This window comes from Nostoc sp. WHI (assembly GCF_015714725.1).
In the GTDB taxonomy this organism is placed as follows: domain Bacteria; phylum Cyanobacteriota; class Cyanobacteriia; order Cyanobacteriales; family Nostocaceae; genus Nostoc.
The window spans coordinates 21,374-42,053 of record NZ_WBKM01000374.1 but is presented as its reverse complement, the minus strand read 5'-3'; the positions used below and the strand labels follow the sequence as shown (position 1 = coordinate 42,053).

The 20,680-nt window shown below is 41.5% G+C and carries 21 protein-coding genes; 13 read left to right on the top strand and 8 right to left on the bottom strand.

Annotated elements, in window-relative coordinates:
• Nucleotides 1–188: 188 nt before the first annotated feature.
• On the bottom strand, nucleotides 189–332 hold the full coding sequence (locus F8S12_RS38660) for a hypothetical protein (RefSeq protein ID WP_196515269.1): 144 nt from the start codon (nucleotides 330–332) through the stop codon (nucleotides 189–191).
• A gap of 66 nt (nucleotides 333–398) precedes the next feature.
• On the opposite strand from F8S12_RS38660, the gene F8S12_RS38655 reads away from it, so the two are divergent.
• The 4 genes from F8S12_RS38655 to F8S12_RS38640 all read left to right on the top strand — a co-directional run bounded on the left by F8S12_RS38655 (nucleotide 399) and on the right by F8S12_RS38640 (nucleotide 6,654).
• Nucleotides 399–1,577 (top strand): RNA-guided endonuclease InsQ/TnpB family protein, encoded by a 1,179-nt coding sequence (locus F8S12_RS38655; protein WP_196515268.1) that lies wholly within the window; start codon nucleotides 399–401, stop codon nucleotides 1,575–1,577.
• 111 nt (nucleotides 1,578–1,688) lie between these two features.
• Nucleotides 1,689–2,387 (top strand): hypothetical protein, encoded by a 699-nt coding sequence (locus F8S12_RS38650; protein ID WP_230967804.1) that lies wholly within the window; start codon nucleotides 1,689–1,691, stop codon nucleotides 2,385–2,387.
• A 199-nt stretch (nucleotides 2,388–2,586) separates the two neighbouring features.
• Nucleotides 2,587–6,444: a CHAT domain-containing protein gene (locus F8S12_RS38645; RefSeq protein ID WP_196515267.1), complete on the top strand. Its 3,858-nt coding sequence runs from the start codon at nucleotides 2,587–2,589 to the stop codon at nucleotides 6,442–6,444.
• 51 nt (nucleotides 6,445–6,495) lie between these two features.
• The gene (locus F8S12_RS38640) at nucleotides 6,496–6,654 is read left to right on the top strand and encodes a hypothetical protein (protein WP_196515266.1); all 159 of its coding nucleotides are present in this window, start codon (nucleotides 6,496–6,498) and stop codon (nucleotides 6,652–6,654) included.
• A 261-nt stretch (nucleotides 6,655–6,915) separates the two neighbouring features.
• Here F8S12_RS38640 and F8S12_RS41415 read toward each other — a convergent pair whose 3' ends face one another.
• From F8S12_RS41415 to F8S12_RS38625, 3 genes are all read right to left on the bottom strand, one after another.
• Nucleotides 6,916–7,053 carry a hypothetical protein gene (locus F8S12_RS41415; RefSeq protein ID WP_230967803.1) on the bottom strand — a complete coding sequence of 46 codons (138 nt, stop codon included), beginning with the start codon at nucleotides 7,051–7,053 and terminating at the stop codon, nucleotides 6,916–6,918.
• Between the two features lie 95 nt (nucleotides 7,054–7,148).
• Nucleotides 7,149–7,643: a DUF3368 domain-containing protein gene (locus F8S12_RS38630; protein WP_196515265.1), complete on the bottom strand. Its 495-nt coding sequence runs from the start codon at nucleotides 7,641–7,643 to the stop codon at nucleotides 7,149–7,151.
• Nucleotides 7,644–7,928 (bottom strand): UPF0175 family protein, encoded by a 285-nt coding sequence (locus F8S12_RS38625; RefSeq protein WP_196515263.1) that lies wholly within the window; start codon nucleotides 7,926–7,928, stop codon nucleotides 7,644–7,646.
• A 133-nt stretch (nucleotides 7,929–8,061) separates the two neighbouring features.
• On the opposite strand from F8S12_RS38625, the gene F8S12_RS38620 reads away from it, so the two are divergent.
• Nucleotides 8,062–8,331, top strand: coding sequence for a hypothetical protein (locus tag F8S12_RS38620; RefSeq protein ID WP_230967802.1), 270 nt, complete (start codon nucleotides 8,062–8,064; stop codon nucleotides 8,329–8,331).
• A gap of 172 nt (nucleotides 8,332–8,503) precedes the next feature.
• On the opposite strand, the gene F8S12_RS38615 is transcribed toward F8S12_RS38620, so the two are convergent.
• Nucleotides 8,504–10,894, bottom strand: a complete 2,391-nt coding sequence (locus F8S12_RS38615; RefSeq protein ID WP_196515261.1) for a tetratricopeptide repeat protein — start codon at nucleotides 10,892–10,894, stop codon at nucleotides 8,504–8,506.
• Between the two features lie 134 nt (nucleotides 10,895–11,028).
• On the opposite strand from F8S12_RS38615, the gene F8S12_RS38610 reads away from it, so the two are divergent.
• Complete coding sequence (locus F8S12_RS38610; RefSeq protein ID WP_196515260.1) at nucleotides 11,029–11,289, top strand: hypothetical protein; 261 nt, start codon at nucleotides 11,029–11,031, stop codon at nucleotides 11,287–11,289.
• Nucleotides 11,290–11,923: 634 nt separating this feature from the next.
• Here the strand turns inward: F8S12_RS38610 and F8S12_RS38600 are convergent.
• The 3 genes from F8S12_RS38600 to nfi all read right to left on the bottom strand — a co-directional run bounded on the left by F8S12_RS38600 (nucleotide 11,924) and on the right by nfi (nucleotide 15,351).
• On the bottom strand, nucleotides 11,924–13,882 hold the full coding sequence (locus F8S12_RS38600) for an FHA domain-containing protein (protein ID WP_196515259.1): 1,959 nt from the start codon (nucleotides 13,880–13,882) through the stop codon (nucleotides 11,924–11,926).
• A 36-nt stretch (nucleotides 13,883–13,918) separates the two neighbouring features.
• Nucleotides 13,919–14,470: an FHA domain-containing protein gene (locus F8S12_RS38595; protein ID WP_196515258.1), complete on the bottom strand. Its 552-nt coding sequence runs from the start codon at nucleotides 14,468–14,470 to the stop codon at nucleotides 13,919–13,921.
• 215 nt (nucleotides 14,471–14,685) lie between these two features.
• Nucleotides 14,686–15,351 carry a deoxyribonuclease V gene (gene nfi, locus F8S12_RS38590; protein ID WP_196515257.1) on the bottom strand — a complete coding sequence of 222 codons (666 nt, stop codon included), beginning with the start codon at nucleotides 15,349–15,351 and terminating at the stop codon, nucleotides 14,686–14,688.
• 242 nt (nucleotides 15,352–15,593) lie between these two features.
• Between nfi and F8S12_RS38585 the strand changes: the two genes are divergently transcribed.
• The 7 genes from F8S12_RS38585 (at nucleotide 15,594) to F8S12_RS38555 (ending at nucleotide 20,617) form a co-directional block, all read left to right on the top strand.
• Nucleotides 15,594–16,103 (top strand): hypothetical protein, encoded by a 510-nt coding sequence (locus F8S12_RS38585; RefSeq protein ID WP_196515255.1) that lies wholly within the window; start codon nucleotides 15,594–15,596, stop codon nucleotides 16,101–16,103.
• A 165-nt stretch (nucleotides 16,104–16,268) separates the two neighbouring features.
• Nucleotides 16,269–17,471 carry a hypothetical protein gene (locus tag F8S12_RS38580; protein ID WP_196515253.1) on the top strand — a complete coding sequence of 401 codons (1,203 nt, stop codon included), beginning with the start codon at nucleotides 16,269–16,271 and terminating at the stop codon, nucleotides 17,469–17,471.
• A 66-nt stretch (nucleotides 17,472–17,537) separates the two neighbouring features.
• On the top strand, nucleotides 17,538–17,753 hold the full coding sequence (locus F8S12_RS38575) for a type II toxin-antitoxin system HicB family antitoxin (RefSeq protein WP_196515251.1): 216 nt from the start codon (nucleotides 17,538–17,540) through the stop codon (nucleotides 17,751–17,753).
• Nucleotides 17,746–17,973 (top strand): type II toxin-antitoxin system HicA family toxin, encoded by a 228-nt coding sequence (locus F8S12_RS38570; RefSeq protein WP_196515249.1) that lies wholly within the window; start codon nucleotides 17,746–17,748, stop codon nucleotides 17,971–17,973. Before F8S12_RS38575 ends, F8S12_RS38570 begins: the two co-directional genes overlap by 8 nt.
• 91 nt (nucleotides 17,974–18,064) lie before the next feature.
• Nucleotides 18,065–18,298: a hypothetical protein gene (locus tag F8S12_RS38565; RefSeq protein ID WP_196515248.1), complete on the top strand. Its 234-nt coding sequence runs from the start codon at nucleotides 18,065–18,067 to the stop codon at nucleotides 18,296–18,298.
• 376 nt (nucleotides 18,299–18,674) lie between these two features.
• Complete coding sequence (locus tag F8S12_RS38560; RefSeq protein WP_196515246.1) at nucleotides 18,675–19,568, top strand: DUF2382 domain-containing protein; 894 nt, start codon at nucleotides 18,675–18,677, stop codon at nucleotides 19,566–19,568.
• Between the two features lie 164 nt (nucleotides 19,569–19,732).
• Nucleotides 19,733–20,617: a YsnF/AvaK domain-containing protein gene (locus F8S12_RS38555; RefSeq protein WP_230967801.1), complete on the top strand. Its 885-nt coding sequence runs from the start codon at nucleotides 19,733–19,735 to the stop codon at nucleotides 20,615–20,617.
• Nucleotides 20,618–20,680 lie beyond the last annotated feature (63 nt).

Sequence of the window (20,680 nt, the reverse complement as noted above, 5' to 3'; positions counted from 1 at the left end):
CAAATTTAAGGAGAATAACCCATGCCCAATGCTCAATCCCCAATGCCCTAGAGGAAAAATACATTTTATCAGAACACCGTAATACCCCATCCTTCTACAGGGTGGGGATTGCAGGTTACGATTGATGATTACATCTGTAATCAATTTTTACCGTAGGTAAGACAGAGAACAGATGTATGAGGAATGAGCTATTTCTTAGAAGTTAGCGTCAGAGTTTTAATATAATCTCTAAGGATTTCAGCCATAGATAGTTGTTTTTTCTCCGAGTATTCCTTGATAATTTGATACTCATCTTCAGTCACATTAAACTGCATTTTTCTTTGTCTAGCCACTTGATATACTCCAATTGATACTCTATAATTAGAGTATAGCAAAGTAAATAAGGAGGTGGTAACGCAGTGTTAGTATTAGAGTATAAAGCAGTAGTCAATAAAAAGCAGACAGTGGCTATTGAGGAAGCTATTCAGACAACTCAGTTCATCAGGAATAGGGCTATACGCTATTGGATGGATGCACATAGAGAAGCAAAAATTAATAAAATAGCTTTAAACAATTACTCTACAGCACTGCGTAAAGAGTTTGCATTTGTTGAAGAATTAAACTCAATGGCTTGTCAATCTGCAACTGAAAGGGCATGGACAGCGATCTCTTGCTTTTACGAGAATTGTAAAAAAGGCAAGGTGGGCAAAAAAGGTTATCCGAGGTTCCAGCATGATAACCGTTCAGTTGAGTACAAGACCTGTGGATGGTCTTTACATCAGACTAAAAGACGAATTACCTTTACTGATAAGAAAGGTGTTGGTGAACTCAAATTGTTTGGGAAGTGGGATATTCACGCATATCCAATTAAGTCCATTAAGCGAGTCAGAATTGTTAAACGTGCTGACGGCTTTTACGTCCAATTCTGCTTAGATATAGAAGCGACTCTTGAGCCAAGAACAGGTGATGGTGAAATTGGTTTAGATGTCGGGTTAGAGTATTTTTACTCAGATTCCAACGGACATCATGAACCAAATCCAAGATTTTTGAGAAAAGCTGAAAAGTCAGTTAAACAGGCTCAACGTCAGATTTATAAAAAAGAAAAAGGCAAAAACCAAAGGCGCAAAGCAAGAGTGAGATATGCTCGAAAACACTTAAGAATAAGTAGGCAACGTAATGAGCATTCCAAGAGACTGGGACGCTGCGTATGCAAGGTTAACGCCTTAGTGGCCTATGAAAACTTAAATGTTTTTGGGTTGGTAAAAAATCACTGTCTTGCAAAATCAATTAATGATGTTGGCTGGACTTTGTTCCGTCAATGGTTAGAATATTTTGCGACTAAGTTTGGAACTGTTGTAGTCGCTGTTCCTCCGCAATATACAAGCCAAAAATGCAGCAGTTGTGGTGTGATTGTTAAAAAATCTTTGTCAGTTCGCATCCATGCTTGTAAATGCGGTTGTATTTTGCAGAGGGATATAAACGCAGCACTTAATATTCTAAGTCTTGCAAAAGCTACGGTCGGGCAGACCGGAAGTAACGCTACAGGACTAGCGACCTCTACTCTACTTGGGGGAACCAAGGCACGAGCAAGTAACTAGGATGAATGTAGAATCCTCACCTTCAAGGTACTCCTAAGGTGGAGAGTGTCAATGACTGAACTAACGCTATAGTCCAGTGCATCGCTACAATCTTAGGATAAGCAATATTCGATGGTGCAGCAGATGCTCAAGCGGCTATTTAAATGGCTCAAAAAGCTCTTTGGGAGCTTGTTTGGTGGAAAACAGACTGCTTCAAAATCTAGGGGGAATGTGCAAAAAGAACCAGCACCCCCCTTAAGCGATACGGATCTGGAATTTCTCTTCAACGAACTGTTGCAAGGAGTACATCAAGCACGAGGGGAAGCATGGGCACGGAAGTGGCTGCATAACGTTGAACATCGCATCCCAACTGAACGCTGGGTTGAGTGGTTAGGGCGCTTTGGCGACAGATTGCTCGCATCAGCTACACCCAATAATGAAATAGCTGCGCGGTTGGTGCAACTGGGTGAGTTGGGCATTGGAGAAGTCGGAGATGTTGCCTATAGTATCGGGATGCAGTTGTTGACACGCAATCAAGGCGAACCAATTTGGGAATATGAAGGGCCAGATGTTGTCAATACAACTTTGCCCCTTGAGCCAACCGCCCTAGTATCAGAGTCAGCAGATGCACCAGAGAATCTCCCGGAGGGAGAATACCAAACTGTCACCCTAGAAGAGTTGTTTGTGATGTTGCAGGAGGATGAAAACTTACGCAAGCAGATTGCTCAACAGCTTGCAGTTGAAACAGATGATCCACAAGTGCTTGTACAGGAATTGATTAGTCAACTATATCCTGCTGGTCAACCGACTACAGAGCAAACAGAAAATTAACTGCTTCGCAGAGTGAAAATTCAAGAGTTGAATCTGGGAATTGTAACGTTGTAATGCTATGCTCTTGAAGTTTTGTATATTTTTTGCTAATGTGCTACGGAAGCGATGGCTGGATCTAAATTGGTTTTTAAGTAATTGCTGATTTTTTGAACACAACGATGGCTACAATCTAGAAAAACAGAATCCAAGAGTGTGGCAGATGCTCAGGCGCATATCGCAGTCGCTTAAAAGGTTTTTAAAGCGCCTCATTGAAAGTAAGCAGACTAGTTCTCTCAAGGGTGCGAGAGGACGCAATCTGGTAGAGGTACTACCAGAACTAACCAATGCGGATCTGGAACAATTGTTTATTCAATTGTTAGAAGGCGTGCATCAAGCACGAGGACGACAGTGGGCATTGAGGTATCTGCAACGGATCGAAAATCGGATTCCGGCTGAACGCTGGATAGATTGGTTGGTGATATTTGGCGATCGCTTGCTAGCTTCACCCACACCGAATCCTCTGTTAGCAACGCAGATGGTGCAATTGGGGGAACTTGGTGTCGGCAGAATTGGAGACATTGCACATAACATTGGCCTCCGGCTGATGCAAAACTTACCTACACAGATTCAGTCTGAGGAGAATCAGGCGCAAGATGGCACAGAAACCACTCCTGGGCAAGAAGAATTGAGCCGCAATTTAGGCGAACAGTTATGGGAGTATGATGAGCCTCATGTCATAGAAACCACTCCTGGACAAGAACTGATCCGCAATTTGGGTGAACAGTTATGGGAGTATGACGAGCCTGATGTTGTAGAAACCACAACCGATGCAGAAATTCTCCCTATTTCGCCTGGGCAAGAGCTAATCCGCAGCTTAGGTGAACAGTTATGGGAGTATGAATATGATGTGCAAGATGTTGAACCAATCACGCCAATTCCCCAAAATACCTCTTTTGAAGAAAGATTGACCGAGAACTTAGAGGAACTGGTATTGGAATATGAAAGGAAAGACACTCAAAGCACAATACCTGAAAATGTCCCTCTCCCGGCAGAGAAAGATTCAATCACCTCATTAACCCAACTGAGGTTTGACGATGAAGAGGAAGTTACTCCAACTAAAACACCAGCAAATCTCCTTTTTACTAGACAAAGAACTGAATTAACAACCTCTTCTTCAGAGGAAACCTGGGATAATACTTTAACGAATTTAGAGCCGAATGTAGCTTATACCCTAGATAAGTTGTGGGTAAGGTTGGATCAAAGTACCAATTTAGTCCAGCAACTTGCTTCTAACTTGGCAGTTCAAGGCAACAATTCTCCAGGTATTATTGAGCGGCATGGCGATAATCCGATTACCCAGGCTCAAGGGTGGTTTTATAAAGGTCTAAGCCAAGCGAAAACGGGTGATTTGTTAGGCGCGATCGCATCTTATGCTCAAGCGATTGAATTGCAACCCCAATTCTCAGAATATTGGTTTAATCGAGGTTTGACGCTGTTTCATTTAGAACGTTTTGATGAAGCGATCGCAGCTTACGAAACCGCCACACAACTCAAACCCGACTACTACAAAGCTTGGTACAACCGAGGTGGAACTCTCGGAGAATTAGGATACTTTGAAGAAGCGATCGCATCTTTTGATAAAGCTATTGAAATTAAACCAGATTATCAGGAAGCTTGGTCTAGCCGGGGTTTGGCGCTGCTAAAGTTAGGCTGGCTACCCGAAGCTATTTCTAGTTATGACCAAGCGCTGCATTTGGAACCAGAAGACCAGGAAAACTGGTATCACCGAGGCATAGCCCTAGCTGTAGGTGAACAATTTGCCGAGGCGATTATATCTTACGACAGAGCTATAGAAATTGACCCAGAGTATCACGAGGTTTGGATAGATAGGGGTGTAGTGCTGTTTAATTTAGGAAAGTGGTCAGAAGCGATCGCTTCCTGGGACAAAGCCCTTTCAGTTCAAGCGGACTTCTACTTAGCTTGGTACAACCGGGGTATAGCCTTAGACAACTTAGGACGCCGCACTGAAGCGATCGCCTCCTATCAGCAAGCGATCGCCATTAAACCCGACTTTCACTTAGCTTGGTATAATCAGGCGTTAGCACTGTTTTATTTAGAAGAATTTGTGGAAGCGATCGCTTGTTATGACAACGCTTTGCAAATTAAACAAGATTATTGGGAAGCTTGGATTGGTAGGGGAACTGCGATCGGTAATTTAGTGGATGCTGACGCATTGCTGATGTCGAGTAGTATAACAGCGACAAATCCCGCCTTACAACAGAGCGGCTACGAAGGAAAATTAGCCAGCTACGAAGAAGGGTTAAAGCATCTGCGGACAGATACTCACCCAGAAGGTTGGGGTAGATTGCATTTAGCGATCGCTAATACTTACTACGAGCGAGGTAAGAAACATCCTAACTCCCGCGATTACTGGCGCAAAGCTGCATCTGAGTACCATCAAGCACTTTTAACCCTCACACTAGAATATTTTCCCCAATTCCACCTAGAGGTTTTGCAATCTCTGAGCAAAGTGCTGATGGGTTTGGGACAAACAACCCAAGTTCAAGAATTGCAGCAACGCGGCACAGACTTATTGCAACAATTACTAAATGAAGAAACTCGCTCTGACGAAAGTAAAAAACAGCTAGCTCTAAAATTTGCCGGTTTTGCTCAATTAGCAGTTGATTTAGCTGTAGAGTCCGGTGATTTGGTGGAAGCTTGGGAAATTGCCGAACAAGGTAAAAATGCTTGTTTAAACTGGCTGCTTCATGGCTGGAATGATCATATTTACTCACCTTATTATCACGCAATTCAACAACTATTTAATCCCACAACAGCAATTATTTATTGGCATATTAGTCCAGTTGCCCTACACACCTTCATCCTCAAAGACCAAGCGCCATCACCGATTCTGCTCTTTACACCCATGCAAGATACGGGGGTAATACCTTTAGGAGAAGATGCCATCCGTCTAAATGAATTGCCTTTACCCGAAGCGGTGCAACGCCTAATTGAATTTGAAAATTGGCTAGAAGATTGGCATCAACAATACCAAGAATATCGTAGCAGAGATAAAGAAAGTAAAAGCCAGCATTCTTGGCGAGTTGATATGGAGCAAAAATTGTTGCAACTGTATGAAATCCTGAATATTTCTACAATTGCACAAGAACTTGAAGGGATCACTCAACTGATTTTAATTCCTCACCGCGATTTATCCAGATTGCCTCTTCATGCCCTTTTCCATCTTTCTTCTCCATCTCAAGAAGAGTTGCCAAATGTAGAGTCAAATTTCACCGCAATCTATTTGCCTAGTGTTCAAGTAGGTTTATCAATAAAAACTGAAGATATTTGGCAATGGCAAAATCAGTCAGTACTCAGTGTTGAATATCCCGAAAGTGCAAGTTATCCTGCACTGAAATTTGCCAAACTTGAGTCTGAAATTGTCAGCCAAATGTTCGGTAATATACAGCGAATTCAAGGATCGCAAGCTACAAAAAATCTTGTAGAAAATGCTTTATTTGATAATTACAACATCTTTCATTTTACTGGTCATACGATTAATAACTTGGGTGAACCTAAAAAGTCAGAGTTAGCATTAGCAGGTGCAGACAAAGTAACTCTAGAAGAAATCTGTCAACAAAATTTAGCAAGTTACAATCTCGTTACTCTCTCTGCTTGTGAAAATTTAAGTACTAGCAACTACACTATCAGCACCGAATATGTGAGTTTAGTCAATGGTTTTTTGAGTCAGGGTGTTCCTCATGTGGTGAGTACTTTTTGGAGTGTAGAATCTTCGGCTAGTGCCTTGGTGATGATAGAGTTTTACCGACGATTACAACCCAATAAATCAGCAGTTATTGCCTTAGCTGAAGCAACACTATGGCTAAAAGAACTAACTGCTGGAGAATTGACAAAATGGTATGAAGATTTACTAAATAATCTCCATCCTGAGGAGTTACGAATTAAAGCTTATTTAGCAACACAATTATATAGGAATAGTAAGATGGCATCAGATAAAAATCTTTATAGTCATCCTTACTACTGGGCAGCATTTACGATTACGGGTAAGCCAAATTAAAGTTTTGGAAGATTGTTAGATTAAATTTGCGATAATTACCTCTTTAAAATCTTGGGTAAGTACTCACAATATCAGAAAGCAAGAGTTCTGCAATGGGCATTTGAGCCTTTGAACGTGAACGTTGAGCCTTTGAGGTTGACAGTTGAGCCTTTGAACCTCAACGTTGCACCTTTTAGCCTCGAAGTTGCACCTTTGAACCTCAAGTTTTAAGTTTGGTACTCAAAATGGCTATGCGATGTCTACGACGGGCTACGCCTACGCAGTATTATTGACTTTAATATTGGGTGTGTGAGGGCGATCGCTGCCAATGTATCAAGTGCTAATCTGACTGTTCACTGTTGATACTCTCATAAATACTAGATAGTAATTTTTCAAACACAACTGCTTTAAATTCTTCACTATTCATCACTTGTATAAAGATTTTTTCGTTACCGTCCATGCGTTCGATAAAGAGATTTTCAAGATGCTTTTCTAGAACCAGGGCAAAGTTTTTTTTGTATTGACTTGAGCCGCTTGTTTCATGGAGTCATTAGCGATCGCCGTTTCAGTGATTTGCTCCTGTTCAACTAAGTTGGCTTGTTTTAGTTCAGTATCAATTGTGATTTGCATAATTTGAAAATCTCCCAACTCTACATTTTTATTTTAGTACTCAAACCACTTCAGCCCACGTCGCCATAATGTCTGCCTCCAGCGATTTAATATCATTATTCCCCTTGATTTTCCTCAGCCAAAGTCAAAACCTGCACATAAAGCCGATCCGAAATTCTCATTCCCTGTAGCTGCATCTCATCCAAAACATCCTTAACACTGTCCAACAAACCTCGACGCTTTGCTAACAATAAAACCCCCACAGTACCAATTAAAGGTAACTTTCGAGCCATAGCTACCTTCCTCGCCGCCTTTTCATCAATCAACAACTGAGAAGCCCCAAGCTCCTCTGCTAAAGCAATAGCTTCTGACTCTCCCAAATGTAAATTAAAAGACTTTTGTAACTCCTCAACCACTTGCTGATTATCTACCGTTACAATCTCCAACCAAAATAAATTATCTACAAGTTTTGCTGCTGGATGCTGACCTATCAGTAATTCATTAAATACACCCTGCGGAATTACAACTTTACCAAAAACTTTTGGCAACAAATCAAGATGTTCTACCTTTGCTAACTCACTAATTGGCGTAGTATCAGAAACAATGATCATTTAATAAATCTGCTGATTTAAAAGTAATTCTGCCTGTTCTACTTCTTGACGTAATTCCTCCAAACTCTGCGAATCATCAAAAAGAGAAATGCCCCAGTTATTCATCATTTCAATCACTTCCAAACGAGAAATGCCAAGAATTTTACCCGCTCTTCCACTGCTAATTTCTCCTACCTCTAATAACGTCATTACATACCCCTCTTTAGCTTTTTGTAAAGCCTTTTCTCGAATTTCAGCCGAAAGCTGAATACTTTCCAACTCTTCATCTGAAATTGTTAAAGCCATTGCTAAAATCTCCTAACTCTACATTTTTATTTTAGTTCTTAAACCACTTCTCCCAACATGGCCATAATGTCTGCCTCCAAAGACTTAATATCATTCTTTCTGAAACTCGGAGACATCATCGCCACTTGAGCCTTTGAACCTCACTGTTGAGCCTTTTTACTTGAACGTTGCACCTTTTTACCTGAACGTTGAGCCTTTTAGCCTCGACGTTGAGCCTTTTAGCCTCGACGTTGCACCTTTAAACTCGAACGCTGAACCTCTTAACCTGAACGTTGAGCCTTTGAACCTCGAAGTTGCACCTTTTAGCCTCAACGTTGAGCCTTTGAACCTCGAAGTTGCACCTTTTAACCTCGGCGTTGCATCTTTTAGCCTCGAAGTTGCACCTTTTAACTTCAAGTTTTAAGTTTGGCACTCAAAATTGGTACTGTTCGCATAAATTTATTCTCTGTTTATTAGAGAGCATTCCTCAGCTTAGAGTCAAAAGCGCTAATGTTGATGGGCGATCGCTGCTAAAATTTAAACTACAACTGTTGTATAGCATCAATTTGGTGTGATTTTGTGAAAGGGTGCGATCGTTAGGGACTTGCTTTTCTTAACAAGATTGCATAATTTCCCCGAACCCTCATTGTATGGGGATGACCTACACCTATAGTATGTTCATAAATTGCCAAAGCTTCCTCAAACAAGGGTTTGGCTTCGCTGTAGCGTCCTGTAGAATTGTAGAGTAATGCGAGATTGTTCAAGCTATCGGCGACATCGGGATGATTGTCCCCCAGTAAGCGTTTTCTCAGTTCCAAAGCTTGCTGATACAGGGATTCGGCTTCGTTGTAGCGTCCTGTAGACTTGTAAAGTCCTCCGAGATTGTTCAAGCTATTAGCGACATCGGGATGATTGTCTCCCAGTAAGCGTTTTCTCAGTTCCAAAGCTTGCTGATACAGGAGTTCAGCTTCGCTGTAGCGTCCTGTAGAATTGTAGAGTAATGCGAGATTATTTAGGCTAGCGGCGACATTGTGGTGGTTGTCTCCCTGTAGCCGTTTTGTCAGTTCTAAAGCTTGCTGATACAAAGGTTCGGCTTCGCTGTAGCGTCCTGTAGATTCGTAGAGTAATGCGAGATTATTCAGGCTAGCGGCGACATTGGGATGGTTGTCTTCCTGTAGGCGTTTTGTCAGTTCCAAAGCTTGCTGATACAGAGGTTCGGCTTCGCTGTAGCGTCCTGTAGAACTGTAGAGTGCTGCAAGATTGTTCAGGCTAGTAGCGACATCGGGATGATTGTCTCCCAGTAAGCGTTTATTCAGTGCCAAAGCTTGCTGATACAAGAGTTCAGCTTTGCTGTAGCGTCCTGTGGAATGGTAGAGTTCTGCAAGATTGTTCAGGCTAGCGGCGACATTGGGATGTTCTAAACCAAGACGATTTTCAACTAGCTCTACACATAGTTTGTACCAAGGTTCTGCTTGCTGATAAAGTCCTTGACCTTGATAAAACCAGCTTAAGCCTGTGAAGGGACAAATTAAATCCTCGTCGCTGAGATAGTCGCATAAGTGGGTTGCAACTTCTGCAATGTGAGAGATAAAGGGAGTGAAGTTGAAAATATCTTCAAGGCTAGGATGTTGAGGAATTTGCTTTGCCAGCTTTACCATCTGCGCTGTAAAGTTTGTTTTCACCTCATCGGCCTCACTTGACTCATCCAACTTCATTTGTAAAAATTGCCGAATCAGTGGATGTAGGCGATAAATTCCCTGACTTTGCCATTGTATTAAATGCAGTTTCCGCAACTCAGCTATAGCTTTTTCGCAGAGTTCTTGTTCATCATCATCTTCTATCCGCTCAACAAACAACGGAATATCAGCCAAAGCATACAAACTTAGCAAACAGCCTAAGCTTTGTGCATTTTCATCCAACTGTTCCCAACTCAATGCAAAAGCTTCAGCTACGCCGTATTCATAACGCATCAATGGGTTAGCTTTGGCTATTGCTTCGTGTTCCAGTCGCTTTTTCTCTAGCCGCTTCAGCAGTTTTTCCAGAGACAAATCCGGCATTGTATCCAGATATCGCCCCACTAACTCTAACGCCAAAGGCAAATATCCCAAGAATTTACAAATTCTTCTCGCAACCCAAGGTTCACTTTTGAGTCGTTCTCTGTCAACCAGCGATTTTAATAATTTCATCGCCGCCAATGGTTTGAGAACACCTAAAGGTAATTGCGGCAAAGTTCTATCAAATTCCTGGCGCGTTGTCAGCAATACTTTAAACCGGGGTGATTCTGGGGGTAGATAAAGCTGAACCTGTTTTTTGTAGTCGGTGACATCATCAAACACCAGCAGTACTTCACCTTGTTGCCAATTCTGCCAGCAGTATCTCAGCCTATCTGCTAATTCCCAATCGTCCGGTGCAATGAGTTTAAATTTCAATTCAACAAATCTGAAAATCTGAATTATGACATCTATTCCCTGTGCAGATAACCAGCAAACCCCGCCTTGATAATTCTCCAAGTGCTGTTTGGCGTATTGGGTAGCAAGTTCAGTTTTGCCTACTCCACCCATACCCGCCACAGCTACAATTGCAACTTGCCGAGATTTTTGTAATTGCTGGTGCAGTTCTTCTAGTTCCGCCTCACGTCCCACAAATTTTTCAAATGGGACAGCAGGGGGAATATTTTGATGAATTTCTTTAATTGTGGGGCGAACATCTTGCCCGCCATTATATTTCCTTGTCAGGCAAGCCCGTAACTTTTCTAGCTTACCCCGGCTTTCAGAATTGGCTAACTCAGGATAACTCTGAGCAAATTTGTCATAAACCTCAGTCATCCGCTTTTTGAAAGCAGCCGCACCGATGTTTAACTCGCTGGCAAGTTTTGCCTCACTCTTCCCTGAGTTTTCAGTCTTCAAACGCTCTACAAAAGCTGCCGTTTGCTCTGGGGATAAGCTATGAGTAGCAGCTTCATTGGCTAGAAAATCAGCCCATTGCATAGACAGCTTGTGAGATTTCTTCTCGATTCTACTTAAATTCTACTTGCTCTCTACTTTGTCTCCATTTCTAGGGAATCTCCTCTTCTTCTGGCAGAAATACCATTTGCATAGAAACATTTAGAAGAGGTTTAGCCATGAAAACTGCCTTAACAACTCCAGTCAACTCCAATCAAACCACCCAAACTTCGCAATTAATCCCAACCTCGCCAACATCGGTAGAGAATCCATCTACTTGGATGCGAGATGGATATAGCCCCACTGAAGTTATTCTTGCGGCAGCAATTTTAACTTCATTGTCCATTGGGGGAATTGCTTCTGTGATTGTGGCGATTACGGGTTTAGTTAAAACTTTAGTGCCTGTGATGGTACAGCCGACAAGGGAAAATAAGAAGTAGTCTATTTAGAGCCGGGGCGAATGGAATTCGCGGCTACACAAACAAAGTCCGCCTACGCGGACTAAGGAAAAATTGAAGGTTTGAAACCCACGGAGGTGGGTCTTGCCTCGTGTAGAGGCTAGTTTTTAACCCAATACGCTTGAGTTAGTGATATTTAGTGTTCGGAGATCCCCCCAACCCCCCTTAAAAAGGGGGGCTAATATCTCTATTTACCCCCTTTTTAAGGGGGTCGCCGGAGGCGGGGGGATCTTAACCCAAGTGTATTGGTTTCTAACCGCCGATTTAATTCACCATATCAGAATGCAAGAGTTCTGCGTAGGCGTAGCCCGTCGTAGACATCGCCACTTGAGCCTTTTAACCTGAACGTTGCACCTTTTAACCTGAACGTTGAGCCTTTTTACTTGAACGTTGAACCTTTTAACCTGAACGTTGAACCTTTTTGCCTGAACGTTGAGCCTTTTAACCTGAACGTTGAGCCTTTTTGCCTGAACGTTGAGCCTTTTTGCCTGAACGTTGAGCCTTTTTGCCTGAACGTTGAGCCTTTTTGCCTGAACGTTGCACCTTTTTACCTCAAGTTTGGAGTTTGGGACTCAAAACAGCTAAATAAATACTGTATTCCTCCTGCCTCTTTCGACTAAGGTGATTGATTTAACACCCACTTCAACCACTGCCCAGAGGAACTTACAACATTCAACCTTTGAACTCCAGTAGCACCGACGGCAGCGAGTCCATCAACGGCGACTAATGCGGCATACTGCAAGCCCAAAAAACTATCAACTGCTGCATAAGGGCCACCTAATGTAATAGCCCCAGCAGCATACATTTGACCTCTATCATTACGCATTTCTATCAATTCAAAATTGTTCGCTACAGCAAATCGCCCCAGGTGATTGACTGGGAGGTTGTAATGTTTCACCAAATCTTCCAGTAGGGGACTAGCATCTACCTTGGCATCGAGTCCAGTAGCATCAACAATAAAGTCAGCTAACAACTTCATTTCCCCAAAGCTTTGTTCTCGGATATGGGTAATAGTCCGGTTTTGGGCATTTCGTTCCACATCCAGCACTTCACCAAAAGTAATTTGATACCAGCCTTCGCTTAACCCTTGGGCAGTAATTCGTTGCCAGTCGCGCCGGTCGGCGGTGGTAGTTCCGCCCCAGTCTGCCAGTAAACGCTTGCGTTCATCAGGGCTAGCTTTTTCTAACATTGCCCGGAGTTCGCCGCCCCAACAAGCTTTAGGCCAGTTAAAGGGTTGAAATTCGTAATGATTTTTGACTAGGCGCTGGGTATTTTGAAATTTGTTGCCTTGGGGTTTAGGCGATCGCATTAAATGCAAAACTGAAATATTCTGATTTCGTTTTCTGGCTTCATAAATGCGCTGAAAAATCCGCGAAGCCACAATTCCCCGCCCCCGAATCAACACCGTACCACCTTGTTGCTCTAGTTGCTCATAAACATGATCGTGTGCTTCATAAGCATTGACGACAGAGTTAAAGTCTTGATATTTTGCTCTATAAGCTTGCAAATCTGGAAGAAACTGAATTGCTGGATACCCAGTAGCTAAATGTAAATAACGACTAACTAAAAAAGCATAATTTCCTGGGGCGCGAGAATAGGCTACACAATATCTGCCATCATCAGTTTTGCGAATTACCCTAACTCGCCCATAGCGATAAATTTGGTTCCAGCCGATGCGCTTCGCCTCCCTATCTATGGAATCAAAGACGTTACCCGCACGAGGAGTATAAGTTTCTGCAAATGTTGGTTCAGCAAACACCTGCCACAAATACTTAAATGCTGATTTCATCTGTCCCTTGGTGAAATCGTGCCAAGCCTCACGCAAGGCATAACTAGGCCAGCCCCAAATATTATCAGGACAAGAGTCAGAATTAGAACGCAGCCTTTCATGTAAGGGAATTTGCGAATTCAGACAAAGGCGCTTGTAACGAGCATAAGGCTCCGCCTCTAATCCCAAAGCCACAATTTTGTCAGCAGACACCCCACTAATTCGCAGCAAATCAGCCCAGAAAAAGCTACCCAATCCCGCCCCGATCGCTAGATAATCAGATTCATCTACTGGAAGTCCTGTAGCATAAAGTGCTTGCACAGCGACCTTTTCCGCCTGAAACGCTAGTGGCGGGAAATTACTTCCCAAGGGCGTTAGCGGCTGGACTACAGGCAACCTGGGGTCTGGGAGATTGGTATTTGCGTTGAAGTGAATCGTTGAAGGAGGGCTAGTATCTGGTGCAGAGGCGCTAGCAGCAAATGTCACCGTGATCACATAAGGGCCAATTTGCAACGTATCGCCATTAGCCAGAACACTGCGGGTTTGTGGTTGACCGTTGACATAGACACCGTTAACGCTACCTTGGTCAATCACCAGCAGATGATCTTGTTCCCAGTCAATTAGGGCATGGTAACGAGAAACTTCGTTACTGTTAAGCAGCATCCTAGAAACGCGCTTTCCCCTGAGTTCAGCAGGTAATCGAGCGAATTCTCGACCAAAAGCGATCGGCATACTCAACATTGGTTCTCGCCGTTCACCCGTCGCTGGTTCTTCCCAACTCAATTGGATTTGTAAGTCATTTGTCATTGGTTATTTCCCCCTGCTCCCCTGCTCCCCTGCTCCTCAAGTACCCGGTGCTACCAACACACTCACAGCCGCAGCTAAAGATGTTCCACACCAACGACAGCCTATGTGTAAATTCTCTCCTGGGGAAACTTTATGACATTTGGGGCATTCTAAGCCATAAACTCCTGGCAGTGGTGCGGGGGATGTTGATGGATAGTAGTGATGTGGGATATTTACTGGTGGATGTGGTGGCAGCAAAATTGTTGCTGGAATGCTGCCAGTGGAAATGCTAGTAACATTGAGTTTTATTTGTCCCAAAGAGATAGTAGTGCCTTTAGTTAAAGGCATTTCACCTTGGACTAATTGCCGTCCATCGATAACGGGGGGATTTTGCGATCGCAAATTCCTGATATAAAAGCGCTGTTGCTGGTAATGAAAAAAGATTTCAATGTGCAGACCAGATACAGTGGGATGACTCAGAATAATGTCGCACCGCAAGGGATCACGACCGATGCGGACAGTGCCAGGATTTTGACTTGGCTGTTGTTCGTAAATGTTCTGAGTTTTATCTTGACCTGCATCGTGCCACTGTAAAGTTAGTGCGTTCATTGTTCTAACTTCGTAACTCGTATTTAGCTATTTCAACTTCCTTCTGTGCGATTCCTAACACGATTGAGTAGGTGCAAGCAAGTATTTAGAAAAAACTTCAACAAGCTTTATAGGTTTCCTGATTTAGTGAGGTACGGCTTAACCTCACCCCGATAAAGCTGTGCTTTATCTCCCCTCTCCTTGCTAAGGAGAGGGGTTGGGGGTGAGGTTTCGCTTTATTTTGCAGACGCTAATTTATCAGCGATGCGTGTAGTTTCTGGTAGCCGATATTTTGGCGTACAACGTAATACATAGTCAATTGCCGTAGGTAAACTAACTCGATGCCCACTTGAGATGTACAGAGGTTTTACTCCTGTGCGTGTGCGTAAAACTGCCCCAACCGTTTCACCCTTATATATCAATGGTTGCTGGCTGCCTTTTATTTCTGGTAATTCCTCATGCTTGCCTACCAACAACGACTTAGCTACACCAATTGTCGGCATATCTATAAGTAACCCTAGATGGCTAGCTATACCTAATCTGCGGGGATGAGCAATTCCTTGACCATCACACAAGAAAATATCTGGTGTTATTTTAATCTTCTCCAGGGCATCGAGGACAGCTGGAATTTCCCGAAATGAGAGGAACCCAGGAATGTAAGGAAAGGTCGTAGGGCGGTGTGCTAGGCTTGTCTCGATTACTTGCAAATCAGGAAAACTCAGTACTGCGACAGCTGCACGGCTAATTGTTCCATCAGCTTCAAAACCCATATCCACTCCAGCAACATACTGGACAGGTTCTTGCAGTTGATCCTCGGTAATTACCTGATCTTGCAATTTTTCTTGGATAACTATGGCTTCTTCTAGAGTTGAAGGCCAAGCATGATCTCGATAAAACTTCATATTTACAATTGGAATTAAACTGATTAATATTAATCCTGCTAATTTGGCAAGCACAAAAACAAGAATTTTTGATATTGATGTCGAGAAAATATATTTATTGCAAAAGTTTGTGAAAGACTATCTTTATAGTAGACATTAAAGCCCTAGTTAGTTGATATCTTGCATCATAATGTTATTTAAGGCGGTCAAGAGGGAATCCTGAGAATATAAGTTTATTTTCCCAGATTTCTCTTTTACTGGTTATGACACAGCCGAATACTCTGGAACTTGCAAAACAGGGAGATACCCAGGCGATCGCATTTCTGATGAACCGCCATCTACACGCCAAAGGGATCACTGCAAAAGTTGCCTTCAAAGATGCTTGCTTAGAGGTAATACTAGAATCTGCCAAAGTACCAAATAAGCAAATCTTAGTTGCATTTATCCGCAAAGGGTTAACGGCTTTAGGGGCTGCATCTGTTGAAAGAGTGAAAGTTTACGGACAACAAACGGGTAAGGAGTTTTCAGCTTGGAGTAAAGAGTTTAATCTAGGCATAGCAGAAGCAGTAGATAATGAACAGTCTTCTAGCAATCCTCAAATTCTAACTATTTATATTAATTTAAGTGGCGATACTGCACGCGGATTAACAAACCATGATTTTGAAGTTATTGCTAATCAGATAACAACTGATATTTTATCATCTTGTAGTTATGTTTTTGTTCAAAAAGTAAGTATTAGTAATGGTAGTTCTGTGATTACAAAGGAACGTTAGTTTTTTCACGCAGAGGCGCAGAGTCGCAGAGAGAGTCTAGAATTGGGGTCTTTGTAAAATCTATCTAAATTTTAAATACATGGCTTTAAAATATTGCTTTTCTCTGTAAATAGGGAATTCTAGGATAGACGATAATTTCTCATTTTTTTGGATTTATTGGTTATTATGACACAGCCGAATATTCAGGAAGTTACTAAGCAAAAATTTTACTGGCCTTTATGGTTTCCTTATCCTAGTTCTTGGTTAAAAGCATTGATTTTGAATCTATTGTTGAGCGCTATTCTATTTGGACTCAAAAATCCTGGAGAGTTAGGCTACCGTATCGTATATTTTGTACGCAGTCCAGAATTATTTGCTATATTTACAATACTGTTACTCCTATCTCCAATTCCTATAATTTCTTTGACTCATCACTGCTTACACTTGCTTATTAGTCGGTTTATGTCAGAAATTCAAGCACCCGAAATAGGTAAAACACAAGGATTATTACCAGGAATAATGAGTTGGTGGGAAGGATTGTACGCTTGGCTTGTAATTGCAATTTCTACACTGATAGCAGCTTTTTTCTCTACAATATTTCTATCATTATTTGATCTGAGCTACGTCGAACCAATTGAATATTACACACAAATGCAAAATATTAATAATAATATAATAGTAATATTTGGGCTGTTCTATATTTCTGCTGGCGCACTAACGTATCAAATTGAACACTTGGTAAGACACCGAATAATATCTGCTTATTCTGGTAATAAAAAAACAGATGTAAGTAAATCCAACGCTGATTTAAAGACAGATAAAGAACTTAATAGATTGCGTGGGGAAATGGGCGTACACAAAATGAAATCAAATATTTCATCGACTGACGAAGAAACTACAATCATCAATACTCAACGGAAGTATCGTAAGTTAAATAAAAATTGGTTGCTTAGTTTTTTGATATTTTCAATTGCTGTAGGAATATACTTTTCTTCAAAATTCATAGAAATACTTCCTATAACCTCTAAAATTGCAACACAAATACCATCAAAGCCTGTATTAGTTACACCCTCACCAGTGATTTCAGAATTGCCGACTGTGTTACTTCAAACTGATACATTCCGAGAAGCAGTAAATAAAGCAATCAATGCTGCCAAACTAACCCAATCAGCAAAGTATCCAGATGATTGGAAGATAGTTATGAGTGAGTGGGAAGCTGCGATCGCACTTATGAAAAGTGTTCCATCTTTTAGCCCAAATTATGTAGTAGCTCAACAAAAAATCACAGAATATCAGAGAAATCTAAACTACGCTGAGAAAAATTCCATTGGTAATAAGTCAAGCGATGTCTACGACGGGCTACGCCTACGCACCTCAAAGTTAAACTAGAAAAAGTAGTGCCACAGCTACGCCCGTGTAGACATCGCTCAACTATCTTTATCAAAATAAAACCCTATGAAGACCAAAACATTAACTGCCATTCTTTACAAAGAAGAAGATATGTATATTGCTGAATGTCCTGAAGTCGGCACAGTTGATCAAGGTGAAACAATTGAAGAAGCTCTTGCTAATCTTAAAGAAGCTACAAGGTTATACTTAGAAGAATGTCCTTTGCTCGACACTGATACTAGTCCGAGATTTGTAACAAGTATAGAAGTCAGCTATGCCTAGATTGCCAAGAATATCAGGCAGCGAGGCAATTCGTGCATTAGAGCATTTAGGATTTATCCAAACTAGACAAACTGGTAGTCATGTTGTATTTAAAAAACTAACTCTCGAAGGAGAAATTGTTTGTGTTGTACCACTCCACCGCGAGTTAAAAGTTGGTACACTCAGTGGTGTTATTAAGCAAGCAAAAATCACACCTGAAGAATTTATAGAAAATTTGTGAGCGCCGCAGCTACGCCCGTCATAGACATCGCAGTTTTTTTCACCTATTCTGATGAAATGCAATATTCCGACACTAATAAGGATAAATTATCGTGCTTAATGGACTCAAGCAACAGGCGATCGTTAAACTTGGTGGTGTAGTAGAAATTTGTTCTCCAGAACTTCCAGCAGGTGCAACTGTCGAAGTGATAGTACTTCTGGAGTCACCCCCAAACGATTCTGAAAAGCTTCTAACTAGCTTTATCGGATCTGCTAGAGGCAGTTTTACCACACCGGAAGAAGTCGATAAGTTTATTCGCCAAGAACGAGATGCATGGGAATTATAGATGCTATTTAAGGCACACAATCTTATTTCTTCCTTTGCGCCTTTGCGCCTTTGCGTGAGATAAAAACATACTTTTATAACCAACGATCAGCGATTTTGGAGGGTTCCTGAACTATCAGTAATATTGCTTTCTCAGATTAATTCTCCCTAGCGGTGTATTTTTAGCACTCACGCTGATAATGTTGTGCCGCTTGCGACGTATCATACAGAGGAAGGAGACAAAGATTGCTCAATTATTTTATTTACTATAGAAAATATCTATAACTTTTGATTATTTCACTCTTCAAATAATTCACTCGCCAGAAAGATGTAGACAAATATACAAATTGTCTATCTTGTTAGGTATGAGATGGAAATAATTTTTGAGGTTAAATATAATGGTTCTTTACAAATTAGAAGATTTTGAGCCTAACTACCGTGACACCTTTGAAGGTCAGGATATTAATGGGCTTGGGGTTTATACACAAGGAACTGATGAAAAAGTTGGTACTGTTAGCGATGTTTTAGTTGATGAGGAAGGTCATTTCCGTTATCTAGTCGTTGATTTAGGCTTCTGGATTTTTGGTAAAAAAGTGTTGCTACCAATTGGTCGCGCCCGTATTGACTATAACACCGATCGCGTCTACACTGTTGGTTTGACTAGAGAGCAAGCAGAGGATTTACCTGAGTTCAGTGAACGCCAAGCGCTTGATTACGACTATGAAGAACGGGTGCGTGGGGTATATCGCCAACCTACAGACTCAACCCTACCAGTAGCTCCGTTAGTACCATTGGAAGCTACAGCAGCAGTGGATACAACCTATCAGCAGCCGGTTGCACCTGCTTACAATCGTGATGATTATACTTACGAAAATGAGCCTGCTTTATTTGGGTTAAATGAGCAAGATCATCAAACCCTGAAATTATATGAAGAACGGTTGGTTGCCAGCAAACGAAGCCAAAAAACTGGAGAAGTATCGATTGGTAAACGTGTTGAGACTGAGACTGCACGAGTTGCAATACCAGTTGAAAGAGAACGAGTTGTAATTGAGCGTGTAACTCCAGCAAATGCTGGTACGGCTGTTTCTGGACGTGAAGCAGATTTCCGTGAAGGCGAAGTTGCTCGGATCGAACTCCACGAAGAAGTTGCTGATGTTCGCAAAGAAGCAGTTTTGCGTGAAGAAGTCAGAGTTAGAAAAGTTGTAGATCAAGAAACAGTTGAAACTCAAGAAACTGTGCGTCGTGAAGAGTTGGACGTAAACACTTCTGGACTTCCAATTGAGGAACGCTAACTAACATAGTCATTAGCTAATAACTATAACTAATGACTAATTCGACCTAGCGCAGGTGAGGCTGTTTGGTTAGCTTTACCTGTGCTTGCAATAGTTCAAAACGATTAATACATTTAATCTAAGTAAAAAGCAGTTCATAAATTTTGCATATGAATAGCCAAACGATGGCAAAAAACATTGGACAAGCAAACACGAACACTCGCACCTCATTAGCAGATTTGAAAAAGAAGGTGAAGGATTTTGCTGTAATCGATAAGCAAGGTCAGCTAATAGGAGTAGTTCATGATTTAATTGTGGATGCTAATCGTCGGCTAAACTTAGTTATATCTAATCAGGCAAATCAACAAACTGTAGAATATAGTCAGCAGTTAACCGATAAAGATCCTTCTTTATTTCGATTGCAGAGCCAGAGAATAAAAAAAATCGACAAGCCAAGTAAATCTGTTTTTATAGACTTAAACAAATCAGAAATAGAGTATATGCCTGAATATTTAGAAACAGAAACACCAGGCGATGGCAAACTATCAGAAAACTCAATTGAACAACTAGACTATAGTGAAATTACAAGTAGCTCAGTTGAATCAGAAAATTTAGAGTACGTTACCGAAGAGAAGATTATTCGTTTAGTAGAAGAACGATTAGTTGTTGAAAGTAGCAAGCGGAAAGTTGGTGAAGTAATTGTTCGCAAAGTAATCGAAACTCGGATGGTACAAGTTCCTGTCCGACGGGAGAAACTAATTGTAGAACAAATCAGCCCCGAACATAAGCAACTTGCAGAAATTGATTTATCACAAGGGGAAATTTCTGGAATTGATTTAACTGAAGTAGAAATACTTGAAGCTACACATTTTGATAGTGGTTTAACAGTGAGTGGCGAATTTAGTTCGCCTAAAATTGCTAGTTTATTGTTGAATGCGATCGCACTAGAGCAAAATCACGGATGCAAGCAGGTGCAAGTGACAATTACTGTTGAAAATGAGTCACATTTGACCAAATATCAGGAGTGGTTTGATCGCTGTTCCAAAGGTCAATCACCTAAGTTGGAATAATAACTTTCTAGCAGAGCAATTAGTAGAGTGGGCAATCCCCACTCTATTTTTTTACTATTAGTT